Raw genomic sequence first — 17,112 nt, 5'->3', positions numbered from 1 at the left:
CTCTGGATTCATTTTGCAGTTTAGCGATGCATTTTCGCCGCTGTCGTATGCATGTTTCGATTAGGCCAGAATTTGTCACGGATGTCGATCCCCCCTCTCAATGTGGACCTGAGCGACAAATTGCAGCGCAATTCTGCAAATTGCAGGCAACCGAAGAGCTGCCGAAGAAGCAGGCATCGTTTCGGTTGCCATCGATTTCGACGACTTCTGGATGTGGCATCTCAAGTGAGATCGAGCAGTTTCAAGGGCTGCCGAGCCCGCACCTGCACGTGCAACTCCTCTTTGAGACGAGTGACTTCGATCGCCCGACCATCCCGGCCAATGTGATTTCCAAGGCCGAAGTGGCCAATGGAACGGAACGCCGGCGATCCTTTTGCCTTGGATGCACCCAGTCCAGGCGGCATTACTCCCGCACCGGGTCTGCCTTCGTTCAGCCGCTGCGTTCTGACGACGTTGGTTGCCTGGATGCAGCGGTCACCGCTAAGATGAGTCTGACGAAAACGTTCCGTCAAGACCCACTTCAAACGCCATGTTGAACTTCTCAGCCGCAATCACTCATCGCGTCGCACTCGACGCGGGCGCGGCCGTGCACGTGACCATCTGTTCCCGGCCCCAGACCCGAACCTCGAACCGGATAGCAGCGGCGATATCGCTTCGCCTCATCCTCGTTCCCCAGTCCAGGAGCTGACAAATTCGGCTCCATCCAGGAGCCCAGAATGGTCAGCCCAAAGCAACTCTTTCCTTTCCCGCCTGCAAGTGCTAGCCCCCAGATCCTGATCTTCGGCGATCCGCACGGCGACTTCGCCCCCGTGATCGCCGCGGTCGAGCGCTTCCGACCTGAGGCGATCGTGCTGCTGGGGGACATCCAGGCGCGCCAGCCTCTGCACATCGAGCTGCAGCCGATCCTGGCTCTCACCGAGGTCTGGTTCATCCACGGGAACCACGACACGGATTCGGATGCCGACTACGACAACCTGTGGGGATCGGAGCTCGCCGACCGCAACCTGCACGGGCGCATCGTCGGGATCGCCGGGTACAGAGTCGCGGGCCTGGGCGGTATCTTCCGCAGCAAGATCTGGGATCCGCGGCGACCGATTGAACAGGCGGCGTTCCAGTCGAGCGACGCCATGCGCCGCACCATGAAGCGCGAGGAACGGTGGAGAGACGGCATTGCCCGCCGGCACCGCTCCACCATCTTCCCGGACGACTTCCAGCAGTTGCTGCGGAGTGGGCCCGCCGACATCCTGGTGACGCACGAGGCGCCGGCGTCTCACCCGCACGGCTGGCAGGTGATTGACGAGCTCGCCGAGGCGCTCAGCGTTCAGCTGGTTGTCCATGGCCACCACCATCAGAACATCGATTATTTCGCCGATGGACTAACGACCGCCGCGGCATCGTTCCGCGCCTTCGGAGTCGACAAGGGCTCGCACCTGGCGTGGCCGCTGTATCCGCAGGGTGAGACTGGGTTGGGAAGTCCCCCGCAAAACTTGCTTGATCTTGCTGCCCAGGTGTTCGGCGCAGAAGCCCAAGCCTGGTTGGACAAGCCACACGAATGGCTTGATAGTCAGACGCCCGCAGCGTTCGCAGCCGGGGGCGGGTCGGACAAGGTGCGATCGATGCTCAACGAAATTCAACACGGCGGTGTCGTATGAGGACCGTCCCGGCGCCGTTCTGCGCCTTCGGCGTCGACATGGGCTCGCACCTCGCGCGGCCGCTGGATGGGACAGGATTTGGAGGCCTGGAGTGATCCTGTTCCTCGATTTCGACGGCGTGCTCCATCCGGAGGGGAAAGATCACGTTCTCAACGGCGGTACCGACTTCTGCTTCCTGCCGCGCTTGGAGGCGTTGCTGCGCGAATTCCCGTACGTGAAGATCGTGATCAGTTCGTCCTGGCGCGAGCAGCTTCTCTACAAGACCTTGCTGAAGCCGTTCTCCAGCGACATTCGGGCCCGCATCCTCGGAGCCACGCCTCATTCGGGCTTTGGCCTTCCGCCGCCGTACGGGAAGCGCGAAGGGGAGATCCTCGCCTGGCTCCAAATCCATGATGCGGTTGACGAGCCCTGGGTGGCGCTCGACGATGCTTATTGGCAATTCGATTACTGCAAGGACCACCTAATGGTGTGCGGCTCGTTCACCGGCTTCGACGACAAAGCCAGCGCCGAGCTGCGCGCGCGCTTCGAAGGGGTGTCCCAATGAAAGTGCTGGTTCTTTCCGACCTCCACCTCGAGTTCGCCCCCTTCGAGCCGGTGCCTGATCTCGACTTCGATGTCGTCATCCTCGCCGGCGATATCCATTCGCCAGCCAAGCGCGCCGTTCAGTGGGCCGCGGATCGCTTTCGTGGCAAGCCTGTGGTGTACCTGTTGGGGAATCACGAGTACTACGATGGCCGCTTGGACAAGACACTGGCCGAAGCGCGCCGCGAAGCCGAAAGAACCGATGTCCATCTACTCGACGGTGACGAGTTGGTGATCGACGGCGTACGCTTCCTCGGTGCAACGTTGTGGACCGACTTCGAGCTCGCCATCGAGACCCCTGAAGGTCCGGTCAGCGATGTCCAGCGTGCCATGAAGATGGCGACCAACCTGCTGAACGACTACGCGCTGATCCGCACGGTCGACGAGTCGGCCGAACCCGATACCTGGCGCGACAAGCAGGGAAGAAAGCTTCAAGCGGCCGACACGCTTCGGATTCATCAAGCGCAGCGCGCGTGGCTGCAGGCGAGGCTTTTGGAACCGTTCGCCGGTCCCACGGTGGTTGTGACGCACCATGCGCCTCATCGTGGCTCACTGGCACAGCGCTACGCCGATGATTGGGCCTCAGGCGCCTTCGTCAACGAGCTTCCGGATACTTTCTTTGATGTGCCCGTACTCTGGGTGCATGGCCACACACATCAGCAGTTCGACTATCGAGTCCGCTCTTGCCGGGTCGTGAGCAATCCGCGCGGCTACGTGAACTGGAGCGGCAGGATCGAGAACAAGACGTTCGATCCTAGTCTGGTTATCGATGTGCAACCTCTGACCGGAGGTAGTGATTCGTGAAGCTGCTCATCCTCTCCGACCTTCACGCGGAGTTCGAGACCTTCGAGGTCGCGAAAAATCTAGACTACGACGTGGCCGTGCTTGCGGGCGACATCATGGCGCCCGGCCGCGCTGCAGCAAGCTGGCTACGCGATCCCGCTCGCTTCAGTGACAAGCCGATGGTCCTGATCGTAGGCAACCATGAATTCTACGAGTCCGTGCTGGACCAGGAGCAGGTCGAGATGCGACGCCAGGCCAGTGAGCACGGCATTCACTTCCTCGACTGCGATGAAATCGTGATCGCTGGCGTGCGTTTTCTAGGCTGCACTCTATGGACGGACTTCCGCTTGCGAATCGACAACCCGGGGTTTGCGGGGCAGCCGGTGCGCCTTCTGTCAGATCGCTATCGCTCGATGACAGAGTGTTCGCGCTTCCTGGCCGACTACTCGGCCATCCGCATCGACGATCCGTCGACCTCCAATTCCCAAGGCACGCGGCGTCTGGTGCCGATGGACACCTTGCAGATTCACCGGCGGCACCGCTCCTGGCTTCGCAGAAAACTTGCCGAGCCGTTCTATGGACCCACGGTGGTTGTCACCCATCATGCGCCGCACCGCAAGTCATTGGCACCACGGTTCGCCGAGGACTGACCTCGGGCGGATTCGTCAACGAGATGACGCCCGAGTTCTTCGAGGTCCCCTCTCTTTGGGTGCATGGGCACACGCACGACAGCTTCGACTATCGGGTCGGCGCTTGCCGGGTGGTGTGCAATCCGCGCGGCTACCTGAATTGGCACGCGGAGTTCGAGAACAGAGACTTCAATCCTGGGTTAGTGGTCGACCTATGAGAGACAGTACTTTCTGTGCCACGGGCGAGAGCTTGATTGCCCCAATCCGGGGAGCCGAGCTCGTCGCGTTCCTGCATGGCAGCCGGCGCGACCAGACGAAGACCATGCGCGAGAGCTTGACTTCGGCGCTGTTGGACTTGCCCGCGTACACGTAGTCCTGGTTCAGGCCGGCCACGCTCTGGTGGTACTGGCTGTTGGAGGCGGTGAAGCCCAGGAGCCAGTAGCCGTAGGGCAGCAAGTAGCGAACGGTCTGGCCTTCGGTGCCTTTGGCCGGATCACCGAAAAGGCTAGCGTGACGGGGGTTGTCGATGCTGTGGTTGACCGAAAGGCCGGGCGCCGGCCCCTGCGCGGTCATGCCCGAAAGGACGGGCAGGGGCTTAGGACCTGACTGCGTTTCACATCTTCAGACGCTACGGCCTTGCTTCGCACATATCAGCCCGGCCCATCGCTGGCTGCCGCCAGAAGTGGCACCACCAGATCGCTGATCGGCGTTGGGATGCCGTGAACTCGTCCCCGTCGCTGCACCACCCCGTTGCGAATGTCCCATTCAAGGGTTCGGCCCGCTTGGCGGTCCGCAAGAATGGAAGTCCCCATGTCGCTCGGGGAAGCCTGAAGTTGGTCGACGATCTCTTGCGGCACCTGGTCGCCCAGGGCCGCGCCTTCCGCACGGGCCACTTCGAGGCATTCGCGCAGATAGGCCAACGAGAGACCGGCGACGTCGTTCCGCGAGAACATGCCAGCACGACGGCTTGAAAGAACCTGCAGCCCGGCAACCGCGTTCTGCATCAGCTTTCGCCACGCCACGGACTTGAAGTCGGCCGACACGTCAACAGAACAGCGCGTATCGCTCAAAGCGGCCAGCACGACCCTGGACGCGGGCACGTCGGGCAAGGTGAGGCGCGCCTTGCGGCGCAGCCACACCGAGGCATCCGGTTCGCGTTGAGCCGGGAACCACACCACCGACGGCAGGACGGACCCGCCGGCCAGGTACGGTGCGAAAAGCGCTTTCTGCTCGACGCCGTTTTGCAATACGCAGACCACGGTCTCCGCGCCGCACAACACTGAAAGCCACGGCGCCGCGGCCTCGATCTGCGTTGCCTTCACCGCGACAAACACCAGGTCGAACGGGCCCCGGACCTCGGCCGGATCGGTCCGCACGGGTCCGGGAACAACGATGTGGCCGCCATCGAAACGCAGTTCCAGGCGCTCAAGCGCCGAACGACCGCAAATGACGGGCGTGCGCCCGACCTCATGAAGGGCCGCTGCCACAGTGGTGCCAATCGCTCCAGGACCTAAAAGGGCGATGGACGGACGGTGGTTTTCAGCAATTGTCGTCATAAAGAGCCTCGATGGTTGTCACTGGCTACCGATGCTCGTGCCATCGTCAGCCAATGGCGATCGTGCCGATGGCGATGACCGAACAGGCCAGCAGCTTGCGGGCCGTCAGTCGCTCGCCGAGGAAGTAATAGCCGATCAGGGTCGCAAACACCACGCTGGTCTCACGCCATGCAGATACCGCTCCCATGGGCGCCCTGGACATGGCATAGACGACGAGCCCGTAGGCCACCAGCGAAACCAGCCCGCCAATGAGCGCCGCGATGAATCCGGGGCGCATCGTGAACAGGCTGCCTGCGCCGCGCAATACGCAGAACATCAAGGGCATCAGGATGCCCCACAAGGCACACATCCACGCCGTGTAGGCCATCGGTGCCCCGGACAGGCGAACACCAATCCCGTCTACCACGCTGTAGGCGGCAATGAAACAGCCGGTTCCCAGGGCGTACGGCAGGCTCGGAACGGCAAGCCTGCGTCCCTCGAAAGCCATGCACACGATCCCGCCGGATACCAGGGCAACCCCGAGCAGCGCGCCTGTTCCCACCCGCTCTCCCGCGAAAAAGGAGGCTGCCATCGTGATCAGCAGGGGAGAAGTGCCGCGTGCAATCGGGTAGGTTTGCCCGAGATCACCGACGCGATAGCTGCGGACGAGAAACAGGTTGTAGCCGACGTGCAGCCCCGCCGAAAGGGCCGCAAAGACCCAGCTGGATCTGGCCGGAGGCGCCAGGAACAAGGCCACTGTGGCGCTGGCCAATGCCACCGCCAGGCACATGATCGTCATCGACCACAGTCTGTCGGCCCCGCTGCGCAGCAGCGCATTCCAGCCTGCATGCAACAACGCGGCAAGAAGCACCAGCAGGACCATGGAAGCGGGCATGCTTCATGCTAGCGGCGCAGCGCCTCGATCAAGGCGAAACATCCTCATTGCGCAATGAGCAAATCCTCATGACTCACCGATAGGCCAGCTGTGCCCGGTTCGACTCCGCAAGCAGCCAGTTGCGAAAACAGATGACATGAGACTGCGACTCGATGCCCTTGGGGCAGACAAAGTAATACGCCACCGGGGACGGGAACGGCAAGTCAAACAGCCTGACCAGACGGCCGTCGTTGATTTCGGATTCGACATGCCCGCTTCGGGCCAGCGCGATGCCCTGCCCCAACAATGCCGCTTCGATGGTCATGTTGGTGTCCGCAAACCTGACACTCTCCCTGAGCGTGGAAAGACCTACGTCGAATTGCTGGAACCACAGTTCCCACTTCGGCACCAGATCTGCGCCATCGCGTGTCAGCAATGGGTAGCGCAACAATTCTGCCGGCGCGCCCGGTGAACCGAAGCGCTGGAGGAACTCGGGGCTGGCGACCGGAAAAACCTGTTCCCTGAACAGGAGTTCCGAGTACAGGGCCGCGTAGTTGCCATTGCCCAGACGGATTGCAACGTCCGATTCCGCGCTTGAAAAGTGGATGGCCTTGTCGGTGGTTTCCAACGTCAACAGGATTTCCGGGTGCTGGCGCGACAGGCTCGGCAATCGAGGGAGCAGCCATTTCAGCGCGAATGAGTAGGTCGTGCTGATCCGGAGCCGGACCCTGCCTTTTCCGCCTCTCAGATCAGAGAGTGTCGTGTTCAGGTTCGTGAAGAATTCACGCACGATCGGCGCAAGCGCCGCGCCCTCCGGCGTCAGTCTCAACGACTTTCCTCGCTGAAACAGCTGCAGCCCCCAAATCTCTTCAAGATTTCTTAACTGGTGACTGACGGCACTTTGGGTGACGTGCAATTCTTCCGAAGCCGAGGTGAATGTGGAGTGCCGCGTCGCAACCTCAAAGGCTCGCAGAGTAGCGGTCGGAGGCAGATCTCTCATGGTGTCGCTCTTTTGAAAGATTCAAACAGAATCTCATGAATGAAAACTCATGATAAGACCTTGATCCAACCAACGGCCACTGCGTCCCTGCGCATGGCGGTCTGAAGGTCGAAGGGGGCGTGTCGACGACGCGCCGTCGAGGCTCTCAACGTCTACGTCTTCCGCCGGCCGCCGACGCAGCAGCCAACTTCACTTCGATCGTGCCGCGAAGGATGGTCGGCAAAACAGGCCTGAGCGTCGCATGATCTGAAGCCGGGGCAGCGAAGCCATCACAAGGTAGCGCGCATCGTCTGCGCCGAGGAATGCTCGGTCGGTCTGGACGTCGCTGACCGGAGATTGGGAGATTCCCCCGCGTCCGTGCCGCGCCGTCGGGGCGCATCGACTACATGCGGGGCAACTTTGCTCCGTCGACGCGCAGGTTGATGCTGGTGGAGAGCTGACGGCAGCTTGGTTCTGAATACCCGCCATCCTGGATTTGGCTGGCTCGGCTTCCGAATGTATGACGTGGAGATCTTCCACAGCAACTTGGCGAACGTGATCGACCAACGGAACGCACTGCGCGAAGCGCCTTGGTCCACCAGCCGGTTGAGTCGTAGATCAGCATCAACCTCGTCATTGACATCCTCTGTGCACTCTGTTGATTTCCGTCCGAGGGCGACGCGCTTTTCCATGGACTCTTGACCCGCGTGCTCTTCGGCGCGCGTTTGTCTGGGCAAAGGGATGACGGCAACTACGTTGGGTCGGCCGCGATGGAAATGTGGATCAAACGGGCATGGAAACCAACACAATGACCTCATACGCCGCAGTCACCCATTGGGCCAGGGTGAAGCGCGCCATCGGCATACCGGCCCACGCGAAGATGCCCTCTTGGCGGCACAATGTAAGCGGTCGGCCGTGCCACCTTGAGGACTTGAGACAAGCTGGAGACCATGCTGTCCATCTAACTTAAATGGCAGCATCAATGGAAGTCAACCCGATCGGCTTGGCTGTGTCAATCTCGCGTGGCCAGGCGAAGCGCCCAGCATTTAGCCGTCGCGCGGCGCACTACACGCCGAAGCCGTCATGCACGAGCATCTCGATGCGTGTAGCTCGCGCATTGGCAAACATATAGCCGTGGTGAGCGTTCGCACTTCGCCGACCTGTTCGACGGGCTGACTCCCGAGCGGGAGACTGGCGCGCATTGCTGATGAACGCGGCACCGCCGGCAGCATCTGCGAGCATCAGGCCGACGCGCTAAGCGTGCCGTAGAGCTAGCCTCGCTCCCGTATGCTCGCGAGATGCAACAAGTCATTGGACTCATCGAAGAACTGCGCGCGGCAGGCATAGACGTCCCACCCTATCCGCTTCTCGATGCCCCGCTTGTGGCGATGGTCGAAGACGACGTCCCGGCGTGCAACTTCAAACACGAGTCGATGATTTTGAAGCGCGAGTGGTCGCATGGCGAAAACAGGTGGTAAGTCTGCACTCGAAGCATTTCCCGAAGTAGAACTGAGTTCGTGGCCCGCGCTCTCTAGGCGGGCCAGCGTCAAAATCCTTGCCTTCTACGCAGCGACTTTGAGCGCGAACGACTGACCGCGCGGGTTGCTCAGCCACCTCCGCGCGATTCCGTCAGCATGGTCGTGGGCGTTCTGCCACTGCCTAGCGCGCTCGATCTGGTCTTCCGACATGTCTCCAGGTCGCGCTGCTTTACTCTGTTCCCAAGCACGAAAGCAAGCGATAAGCTGCTGCGCGGTATCGAATCGTTCTTCAAGCGAACTGAGATAGACGTGCCCGGCAACCATGGTGTCTTTCATGGTCGGCTGGCCGCCTTCGATCGAGGCGGAAAACAGCCTCCCCGAAGCTGTAGACAGATTCTTCATGCCTCAAGTATCGCCGCCTTATTTCCTGTGGCAATTGGTGCTATCGCGGTCAGAGGCAGGACGGACCACACGGCGTGATGTTCCAGGCGCCGCTTCGCATAAGGCCCTCATGAACTTAGCTCGCTCGGTTCGACAGGTACTCAAGCACTGCGTTTGCTGAGGTCCCGACGGCCGCGACTGCCGCAAGCAGCTCCGCCTCGCTGCATCCGAATCGATCGCCCCATCGTTTAAGAGCGCTGGGAGAGTCAAGTGTGACCTGCTGTCCTTCGAGGCCGGTCCGAATGGATTCAGAATCTTTCATAGCAATCCCACTCCAGTTCCGTCGGATACATCCTTCCGACCGTTCAACGCGTCAAGGTAGGCGTTTACACGGATCGCCGAAGTGCCGGCCGCTCGCGTGGCAATTCGCAGCTCTGCTTCTGAGCATGCCAAGTGCCGCGCCCAAGCCCTCGCATCTGCGGGCTTGTCAAAGTGGATCGTTTGTTTCGAGGTCTTGAGCATGCTTTGAATTGGAGGCCTGCACCGCGCCAGTTCAATCGCAGATTGGGCAGACGGCGGGCCGTTGACCATCCTCAAAATGCTGTTCCGGCTGCCCGCGTCTCTCCTACGTATCGCCTAAAGCTGGCGTCTTGCGTCCGTCGTCGGCTGAGCACGCAGTCCCGATGATGATTCACCCCACGATCCAGATCTTCCAGCAGAGAGCGGAGCTGCTCAAAATCCAGCACAGCCTCTGAGGGCTGGATGATGCGATTGCCAATCTCGGGGTTTGGATGGCCTGGCGCGTGATCGCCTCACTGAGGATGACTGGGTCGTCCTGGTGGAGGTGGGTGGCCTGCCGTAGCGGGAAGGAGTGAGGCGGCCCTCATAATTGTGCCTCGCGCATCGGCTGCTCGAAGCCAGTCAAGCTGCATGTGAAAATCTGGTGCTGGTCATGCACCTATGTAGCTTAAATAGATGCCAAGCCATGAATTCAGAACACATTCGCGGGTTTGCCGATTTCGCCGTCACAGTCCGAGGCGAGGGCGTTCGAGACGCGTTGGCGCTGCTTAGGCGCACCGACTACCGCTTCATCGGTATCTTGCGTTTCGAGAATGGCAAGGCAAACGCGGTAGTTCATTTCGACCGCGAGAACTCTGAAGTCCTGACGGCAACCGAGGTGCGCGGGCACGGCCACATACAGCTGCTACGTGCGCGAGTCGGGTCAGCCGTTCCTCACGCCCAACGCCTTGGTGGATGCACGCCTTGCTTCCCACCCCGCCCGTGAGCAGGTGTTAACCTACTGCGGCGTCCCCGTTACGGACAATTTCGGAAGATATTGGGCACGCCTTGCCGCTATGACCTAGTGCCGCGCGACCTCAAACAGGTAAACATCGAGCCGATGCTAAGCGTGGCAAGCTTTCTTGCGCTAGGCGGTTGCGTACCCCCGTATCCATCGGCAGTCGACCGAGCCTAGAGATAGGCCCAGGGCAACCTGCAGTTAGAACTGGCGGACTGCGACCTGGGCCCGGTGTGCGAAGAGAATTAGCGCAAGCTACAGCCGTTGTCGGTTCCCAGCTAAGTCTGAACTTTTCTCATCTAACTTGGAACTGCGTGACCGTTCGTTTTAAGCCGTGCTCTGTCGCACGTCTCAGTGCGCTGATTGTCTTCGCGCAGACTCGCGCTTAGCTGCAACGCGGCCGGCCTTGAGCGGTGCCGGGCATCAGTGTTCCGTAGCGGCAAGACGCAGTTGTTTGTGCGCTCGGACTAAGGGGAGGCTATGCTCCCAAGCCGCTCACGTTTTTTTAAGCTCGGTGCGCCGGGAAGCGCAGCGTGAAGGTGGTGCCCTCGGGCGATGACGACGCAACGTGCATGTCGCCGCCATGGGCCCTCGCAATTTCCCGCACGATGTACAGGCCCAGCCCGACGCTGCGCACCTTGTTGCTGCCGGTAACACCGCGCACCATGGGCTCGAACACATCAGCGAGCATGCCAGGAGCGATTGGCTCGCCTTCGTTGTGTATCGACACTGATGCCGTCGGCCCGTCGATAGTTGAGCGCACAGCGACGGGCGTGCCGCGCCGGCCGTACGTCGCTGCGTTGCTAACTAGATTGCCGATTAACTGCGCCATTCTGTCTGCGTCGGCGAAACACTCTCCCGGTCCCTGCGCTAGATGCGTGATTTGCTGGTCCGGGAACGCGAGCGACAGTTCGCCCAGCGTGCGCTCGGCGACCTGATGCAGATCCATGGGCTGTAAGTTCACGTGCAAGCCTGAGCCGACCCGCGCTTGCGTGAAGTCGAGCAGCTCTTCGATCAGGCGCTGCGCGCGCTCAACGGAATTTCGCACGTGGCCCAGCACGCGGCCACGGCGCTCGCCCTCGGTGCGCTCGAGCAATTGGATCCCCATGCGGATTGCCGCCAACGGGTTGCGCAGGTCATGACTCACGATGCCGACCATCTGCTCGGCGAACAGCGCCCGGTCCCTGAGCTGGAGTTGTGCTTCACGCTCTGTTTCCAATGAGGCAACAGCCTTCTTTCGGGCGGCCATGAGCTCGCGCTCGTACCGGTGGCGGTCTTCCGCCACGAAGGCGGCTATTTCGTCGAACTCGCCCTCGGCGCGCCTGCGGCGTCGGGCATTCAGAATCATCGGTATCGACTGCCCGGCGCGATGACGCACGTCAAACTTCACTTCGGCCAGCGAGCCCTGCATCTGCAGCGTCGGCGCCCAGTGGGTCTGGTGGAAAATGCGCCCACCCATAGTGAAGAGGTCCTGGAGCCGCTGTTTCCCGACGAGGTCCTCGCGCGCCATGCCGACCCAACCGCAGAATGTGGCGTTGACCTTCACGATAGTTCCGTCGAGCGCGGTGGCCAGCAAGCCGCAAGGTGCCTCGTCAAAGAGGTCACTGACATCCGGCAGGGATGGGGTCATCGGACCCTCAGGGCTGGCCGAGCGAGCCGAGAAACTCTTCGATGGCTTCGCAGCTTGAGCTCGGCGCGCTCAGGTGGGGGCAGTGGCCGACGTTGTCGACGATACGCAGCGTGCTGCGCGGCAAGGTTCGGTGCATATACTGTCCGACGGCCACAGGCGCGATCAGGTCTTCCGAAGACTGGATCACTAGCGTGGGGGTCTGGAGTTTTTTGACGTCCTGGCGGTTGTCTGACAGGAAGGTGGCCTTAGCAAACTGCTTGGCGATCTCCGGATCGGTGCGGCAGAAGCTGGCGGTGAGTTCCTGGCCGAGCTCGGGCCGCTTCGGCACGCCCATGATGGCGGGCGCCATGCTGCTGGCCCAGCCGAGGTAGTTGCTCTCCAGCGTGTCCAGCAGCGAATCGATGTCCTCGCGCGTGAAGCCGCCGACGTAATCACCATCGTTGATATAGCACGGCGACGGGCCGATCATCATGTGGGCCGCGAAGGTGCCTGGCGCCTTCAGGTCGGCCAACATGCCGATCATGGCGCTCACCGAGTGACCCACGAATAGCGTCGGGCCGGTGGCCGTGTCCTGTGCAATCTCCAGCAGGTCGTCGGCGTAACCCTGAAGGCTGGCGTACTTTGCGACGTCGTAAGCGTTCAGGTCGGACTTGCCCGATCCGACGAGGTCGAAGGTGACGACACGGTAGCGTTCGGCGAAACGCGGCGCCATGAAGCGCCACATGTTCTGGTCGCAGCCGAAGCCATGCGCAAAGATCATCGTCCCGGGTCCTGAGCCTTGAACCTGGATGTTGTTGCGCTGCTGGATTTTCATGAAGAATGTTCGGGCGCGACCCGAACCAAGTGAGAGCGGCGTGGGGCGCCGGAAGCAGGCATTCTGCCTTGACCTCGTCTTGCAGAGGACAAGCCGATGTTTGCGCAGGGCATATTCCTCACTCTCCGGTGAATACTTTAGCATGTGCAGCGGCCAGCAGAGTTTTTACACAGCCTCGGCCCTTAGCCGTAATGCACCGGCCATCGCGAGAGTCTCTTTCGCAGCGAACTCGTTGCTTATTCGTGCGAAGTTGCAGGCGCCACCTTGGGCAGCGTCATGGTGAACTTCACGCGTTTGGACACGCACTCGCCATGCACATCCCCCCCGTGAACCTTGGCAATCTGCCTGACGATGAACAGGCCAAGGCCAAGATTCGAGCGGTCCGATCCCGGACTCTTTGCGGCGCCCCGCCGCAGGGGTTCGAACAGCTGCTCAATTTCGTTAGACGTGAGGTCTTGCGCCGTCGCATTTTCCACGCTCAGCCGGGCAGTCGCATCGTCGCCTTCGATCGTGACAATCACTGGCTCACCGGGAACCCCGTGTGTCACCGCATTCGTGACCAAGTTGCCCACCGCTTCCCGCACTCGAGAGGCGTCGAACTCCCCTCGTGTATTTCCCTGCGTTACTAGTTTGATCTGTGCGCCAGGCAGCGCGGCGCGAAGGATCTCCAACTCTTCGTCGCAAGACATTTTGAGGTCGGTCGGCGTCCGCTCAATTGGCATCCCACCCTTCAAGCCCGCCATGTTGTATTGCAGGAGCGAGTCCATCAACGATGCCATTCGCCTGGTGCTCTTTGACAGCGTCGCAGTGGGGAGGCCAAGCTCGGCAGGCGCTTTCGCCGCGATCAGCTCGGCGGACAACGCAATGGCATTCAGAGGGCCGCGTAAGTCATGTCCAAGGACTCCAAGGAAGATTTGCTGCCAGTGTTCGACTTCCCCCGCGTACGTGCGTACTGACTCAGCCAGCGCCTGATCGATGGCTTCATTGAAGCGGCCCACGTCGCGTACCGCGTCTGGACCGTGAGGCGCGTTGTCCGCCCAAAGACGCAGCACGCAAGACCGGAGCGACCTGTACTCAGCGAAAACCTGCTCGATGGTCAGGCCGCTGCGGGCGCGCAGGACGCCGTGAGTTTCGGCAGCTGTGTCTGGCCCACCGTCCACCGCCGAAAGACCGTGAGACTTGTTGATCGATTCCGTCCTACTTTGAGCAGTGCGCAAATCTTGCGAGATCGCCTCCAATACCGAGGGCAAATGATCTCGAATGGTCGCTTCGTCCTCATCCTTGAGTCTCAGGATGGTTTTGGCGTAAGCAATGGATTCCGCCAAGATGGCGTCTTTCGCGGTCTCCAAGAATTGGGCGATTTGCATGCTACGTTCTGGACTCGATGTGGTTGGAGGACGCTCTTTTGGCACTATTTTGGTTGGATCACAACAAGAAATGACACAAATTTTCGAAGTTTTGATTCTTGACGATGAACCCTACGCTGCTGAAATGTTATCGGAGTTGCTCGGTATGTACTTTCCGGAAGCGGCGATCAGAGTGGCCTATAACGGTGAGGACGCAGTCAAGTTGGGAAACGAAAGGCGGCCAAACGTCGCGATCTTCGATTTGGAGATGGTCGGGCTGGGTGGCGCGGGCGCTGCGAGAGAGTTGCGTCTGATGTGGCCGGAAGTGCCCCCCCTTCTCATTGCTCTGTCCGGCAACGTTTTGAAGCTGGAAGCGCTGAGGCAGGACGGACCATTCAACCATCTGCTGAGCAAGCCAGTTGACATGGCGACTCTGGTCAGGCTGCTGAGCGGGCAGGTGTGAGACGGTCCGAACCAGTAGCACTTAGAACCGCGACCGGCGTTGACAAGGTCTGCGTCGCAAGCTGACAGCTATCGGCGAGCGACCGTGCAGAGCCCACTTTAGGTGAAGCACGTTCAACGGCGTGGAGCCCAAGACGGCCGATGGCAGTCTTCGGAGGGCAGCATAACGACCGGCCCGAGCCGGTGCGGATTTCCATGCTCGTTTGATCCACATCTCCATTGCGACCGTCCTAGCTTAGTTGCAGTCATCTCTTTGCACTGACAAGCGCGCGCCAAAGAGCACGCGGGTCAAGACTCTACGGAGAAGTAGGTCGCCCTCGGACGGAATTAAACAGACTGCACAGAGCATGTCGATGACGTAGTTTCCTGGTAATTTACGACTCAGCCGGCTGGCGGACCAAGCTCTTCGCGCAGTGCGTTCCGTTGGTCGATCACGTTCGCCAGGTTCTCGTGAAAGAGATCCACGTCAGGCATTCGGAAGCTGAGCCAGCCAAGTCCGGGATGGCGGATGTTCAGAACCAAGCTGCCGTCAGCCTGTATCGACCATTGCCAACCGGCCCCATTGACCTGCGGCGGGTCCTTAATCAGCACGGGTAGCGTCTCCGGAAACGCCGGCTCCATCGTCTTCCTGGTTTTTGCCAAGACGCGGATCAGACGGTCGAAAGCCTCGGCCGGTGGAATCTCGCCGCTGGTCGACCAGCTCGCGAAGTCCGTCCCGCTTTCGTGTGTCATCTCAACGGTCATCAACTTCACGGCAGCTTTCCTTTCGACGGCATTCCCGCCAGAGGCCTGAAACCCAAATGTTTGCGCGATCGATCGAGAAATGTGTCCGGGAAACCCTGACGATGCCCAGGTCGCGAGTGTGAGAGATTCTGCGACACGTGATCGTTCTGGCCTGGTCTAGATGTGTCAAAGTCGCCGCTTGACATCCTCACTCCGAAATCGCGCAGCGTTTCGTCAACCGTCCATCACATTCCGGACCATGGCTTTCGTGGCCGTCGTGTGCTTCGGCTTGGTCGCAATTGATGCTTGGAACAGTTGGCAGTCTCGTGCGCTCCACCTTCGGCAAATGAGCGTAGCGACTGCCAATCTTGCGCGCGCCATGTCGCAGCAGGCGGACGATCAGATCAAGCTGGCCGACACCACTCTGGTCGACATCGTCGAACGGATCGAATCCGAGGGAGCGGGCCCCGCCCAGGTTGCTCGACTTCGTGAATTCCTCGCGATGCGCGTCGCAGAGCTGCCGCAACTGGACGGGCTGCACATCTACGACGAGGACGGGAACTGGGTTGCGAACTCACGCCAGACCTGGCCCCAGAACCTGAGCAACGCAGACAGAGAGTACTTTCTCTTCCATCGCAACAATACAGACCGCCGCCCCCATGTCGGCGTCCCGGTGAAGAGTCGAACCAGTGGCAGATTGCTCGTTCCCATTTCGCGGCGCATCAATCATCCTGACGGCAGCTTTGCGGGCGTCGCGCTTGCAACGATCAAGGTCGATTTCTTCGTCAAGTTCTACGACAGCCTCGACATTGGACAGGCCGGCGCCTTGGGGTTGATATTGGAAGACGGGACCATGATCACCCGCCGGCCTTACAGCCCAAGCGTGGTCGGACGGGATATGCGCGGCAGCGACCTCTTTCGCGCCTACCTTGCGCAAGGACCGGTCGGAACAGCCTATATCAGGTCTGCCCAGGACGGCGTCTTGCGGCTGAACAGCTTCCAACGCTTGCCGAACTACCCGCTGTTCGTCGCTGCGTCCTTGTCCAAGGAGGAAATCCTCGCCGACTGGTGGCGCGAGACGCTGTGGCACTCGGCGGGCGTTGTTTTTCTGGTTCTGATTGTCAGCGCCATCGGTTGGCGTCTGGTCAAGCAATTCAAGCTGCAGATTCAGACAGAGGCCGAGTTGCGGCGGACGCGAGATGCGCTAGAGACGTTGAACAAAACCCTAAGTACGCTTGCGATGGAGGACGGACTGACCGGGCTCGCAAATCGCCGGAAGTTCGACGTGACGTTGGACACCGAATTCAGCCGCGCAATCCGGGAGGCGAGCACTCTGGCTCTCATCATGATCGACGTGGATTGCTTCAAGCAGTACAACGACATCTATGGTCATGCAGCTGGCGATGAGTGCCTGCAAGCCATTGGGCGAACGATTGCGGCCGTCGCTTCCAGACGTCCGGGGGATCTCGCGGCTCGCTATGGAGGCGAGGAGTTGGCGGTGCTGCTGCCAAACACCGACGTGCAGGGAGCGGTCGCCCTGGCTGAACGAATTCGCAATGCGGTTCGCGATCTGAAGATCGCACATGCGGGGACTGCAGCCGGATTCGTGACCCTCAGTGCCGGCGTCGAGGCACTGGGGCCGTCGCCTATGAGCGGACAGCCGAAAGAGCTTATCGAAGCGGCCGACAAGGCTCTCTACCAAGCCAAGACGGAAGGCCGTGATCGCGTCTGCTCAGCAATGCACCCCCCTGCTGGTTGAACGAAGCCGCCCGACGTCCGAGAGACTGCTCCGCAAGCCGAGTCGTCGAAGGCCTACGTACCATTCGCGATCACCCTCGCCGCTCACCAGCCCGGGGAACTCATGCCACTGGCTTCCTGAGCCGACCGCGCGATGCCGCCGCTTACGGTGGGCTTGTCGGGCTCCACACGGACGCATGTTACGTAGGC

The 17,112-nt window shown here is 60.8% G+C and carries 19 protein-coding genes and 1 pseudogene; 8 read left to right on the top strand and 12 right to left on the bottom strand.

Annotation, left to right across the window (positions count from 1 at the left end; genetic code table 11):
• Window positions 1–26: 26 nt before the first annotated feature.
• The 5 genes from ACSFBM_RS28355 to ACSFBM_RS28335 all read left to right on the top strand — a co-directional run bounded on the left by ACSFBM_RS28355 (window position 27) and on the right by ACSFBM_RS28335 (window position 3,667).
• Window positions 27–536: a hypothetical protein gene (locus ACSFBM_RS28355; RefSeq protein ID WP_435487375.1), complete on the top strand. Its 510-nt coding sequence runs from the start codon at window positions 27–29 to the stop codon at window positions 534–536.
• A 180-nt stretch (window positions 537–716) separates the two neighbouring features.
• A complete protein-coding gene (locus ACSFBM_RS28350) occupies window positions 717–1,652 on the top strand; it encodes a metallophosphoesterase (RefSeq protein ID WP_435487374.1) in 936 nt (311 codons plus the stop codon).
• 91 nt (window positions 1,653–1,743) lie between these two features.
• Window positions 1,744–2,196: an HAD domain-containing protein gene (locus ACSFBM_RS28345; RefSeq protein WP_435487373.1), complete on the top strand. Its 453-nt coding sequence runs from the start codon at window positions 1,744–1,746 to the stop codon at window positions 2,194–2,196.
• A complete protein-coding gene (locus tag ACSFBM_RS28340; protein WP_435487372.1) occupies window positions 2,193–3,038 on the top strand; it encodes a metallophosphoesterase in 846 nt (281 codons plus the stop codon). Before ACSFBM_RS28345 ends, ACSFBM_RS28340 begins: the two co-directional genes overlap by 4 nt.
• Window positions 3,035–3,667 carry a metallophosphoesterase gene (locus tag ACSFBM_RS28335; protein ID WP_435487371.1) on the top strand — a complete coding sequence of 211 codons (633 nt, stop codon included), beginning with the start codon at window positions 3,035–3,037 and terminating at the stop codon, window positions 3,665–3,667. The genes ACSFBM_RS28340 and ACSFBM_RS28335 overlap by 4 nt, the downstream gene beginning before the upstream one ends.
• A gap of 294 nt (window positions 3,668–3,961) precedes the next feature.
• On the opposite strand, the pseudogene ACSFBM_RS28330 reads toward ACSFBM_RS28335, so the two are convergent.
• From ACSFBM_RS28330 to gcvA, 4 genes and pseudogenes are all read right to left on the bottom strand, one after another.
• Window positions 3,962–4,192 (bottom strand): annotated as a pseudogene (locus tag ACSFBM_RS28330) (ShlB/FhaC/HecB family hemolysin secretion/activation protein); the annotation flags it as partial.
• 104 nt (window positions 4,193–4,296) lie between these two features.
• On the bottom strand, window positions 4,297–5,202 hold the full coding sequence (locus ACSFBM_RS28325; protein WP_435487370.1) for an oxidoreductase: 906 nt from the start codon (window positions 5,200–5,202) through the stop codon (window positions 4,297–4,299).
• Between the two features lie 46 nt (window positions 5,203–5,248).
• Window positions 5,249–6,076, bottom strand: coding sequence for an EamA family transporter (locus ACSFBM_RS28320; RefSeq protein WP_435487369.1), 828 nt, complete (start codon window positions 6,074–6,076; stop codon window positions 5,249–5,251).
• Between the two features lie 73 nt (window positions 6,077–6,149).
• Complete coding sequence (gcvA, locus tag ACSFBM_RS28315; protein ID WP_435487368.1) at window positions 6,150–7,055, bottom strand: transcriptional regulator GcvA; 906 nt, start codon at window positions 7,053–7,055, stop codon at window positions 6,150–6,152.
• 1,277 nt (window positions 7,056–8,332) lie between these two features.
• On the opposite strand from gcvA, the gene ACSFBM_RS28310 reads away from it, so the two are divergent.
• Window positions 8,333–8,512, top strand: a complete 180-nt coding sequence (locus tag ACSFBM_RS28310) for a hypothetical protein (protein WP_435487367.1) — start codon at window positions 8,333–8,335, stop codon at window positions 8,510–8,512.
• Between the two features lie 84 nt (window positions 8,513–8,596).
• On the opposite strand, the gene ACSFBM_RS28305 is transcribed toward ACSFBM_RS28310, so the two are convergent.
• The 7 genes from ACSFBM_RS28305 to ACSFBM_RS28275 all read right to left on the bottom strand — a co-directional run bounded on the left by ACSFBM_RS28305 (window position 8,597) and on the right by ACSFBM_RS28275 (window position 14,001).
• Entirely contained in the window at window positions 8,597–8,914 is a 318-nt protein-coding gene (locus tag ACSFBM_RS28305) for a hypothetical protein (RefSeq protein WP_435487366.1), read from the bottom strand.
• A 115-nt stretch (window positions 8,915–9,029) separates the two neighbouring features.
• A complete protein-coding gene (locus ACSFBM_RS28300) occupies window positions 9,030–9,215 on the bottom strand; it encodes a DUF3606 domain-containing protein (protein WP_435487365.1) in 186 nt (61 codons plus the stop codon).
• Complete coding sequence (locus ACSFBM_RS28295; protein WP_435487364.1) at window positions 9,212–9,415, bottom strand: DUF3606 domain-containing protein; 204 nt, start codon at window positions 9,413–9,415, stop codon at window positions 9,212–9,214. Before ACSFBM_RS28295 ends, ACSFBM_RS28300 begins: the two co-directional genes overlap by 4 nt.
• A 469-nt stretch (window positions 9,416–9,884) precedes the next feature.
• Entirely contained in the window at window positions 9,885–10,031 is a 147-nt protein-coding gene (locus ACSFBM_RS28290) for a hypothetical protein (RefSeq protein ID WP_435487363.1), read from the bottom strand.
• 664 nt (window positions 10,032–10,695) lie between these two features.
• Window positions 10,696–11,820: a PAS domain-containing sensor histidine kinase gene (locus tag ACSFBM_RS28285; RefSeq protein ID WP_435487362.1), complete on the bottom strand. Its 1,125-nt coding sequence runs from the start codon at window positions 11,818–11,820 to the stop codon at window positions 10,696–10,698.
• Window positions 11,821–11,827: 7 nt separating this feature from the next.
• Window positions 11,828–12,634 (bottom strand): alpha/beta fold hydrolase, encoded by an 807-nt coding sequence (locus ACSFBM_RS28280; RefSeq protein ID WP_435487361.1) that lies wholly within the window; start codon window positions 12,632–12,634, stop codon window positions 11,828–11,830.
• A gap of 236 nt (window positions 12,635–12,870) precedes the next feature.
• Complete coding sequence (locus ACSFBM_RS28275; RefSeq protein WP_435487360.1) at window positions 12,871–14,001, bottom strand: sensor histidine kinase; 1,131 nt, start codon at window positions 13,999–14,001, stop codon at window positions 12,871–12,873.
• 70 nt (window positions 14,002–14,071) lie between these two features.
• Between ACSFBM_RS28275 and ACSFBM_RS28270 the strand changes: the two genes are divergently transcribed.
• Complete coding sequence (locus ACSFBM_RS28270; RefSeq protein ID WP_435487359.1) at window positions 14,072–14,443, top strand: response regulator; 372 nt, start codon at window positions 14,072–14,074, stop codon at window positions 14,441–14,443.
• A gap of 380 nt (window positions 14,444–14,823) precedes the next feature.
• Here the strand turns inward: ACSFBM_RS28270 and ACSFBM_RS28265 are convergent, their stop codons facing one another.
• A complete protein-coding gene (locus tag ACSFBM_RS28265) occupies window positions 14,824–15,195 on the bottom strand; it encodes a hypothetical protein (protein WP_435487358.1) in 372 nt (123 codons plus the stop codon).
• Between the two features lie 229 nt (window positions 15,196–15,424).
• On the opposite strand from ACSFBM_RS28265, the gene ACSFBM_RS28260 reads away from it, so the two are divergent.
• Window positions 15,425–16,924: a sensor domain-containing diguanylate cyclase gene (locus ACSFBM_RS28260; protein ID WP_435487357.1), complete on the top strand. Its 1,500-nt coding sequence runs from the start codon at window positions 15,425–15,427 to the stop codon at window positions 16,922–16,924.
• The last annotated feature ends 188 nt before the right edge of the window (window positions 16,925–17,112 follow it).

The organism is Variovorax pasteuri (assembly GCF_051216435.1).
In the GTDB taxonomy this organism is placed as follows: domain Bacteria; phylum Pseudomonadota; class Gammaproteobacteria; order Burkholderiales; family Burkholderiaceae_C; genus Variovorax.
The sequence above is the reverse complement of the archived record's forward strand: the minus strand, read 5'-3'. Positions and strand labels throughout refer to the sequence as shown.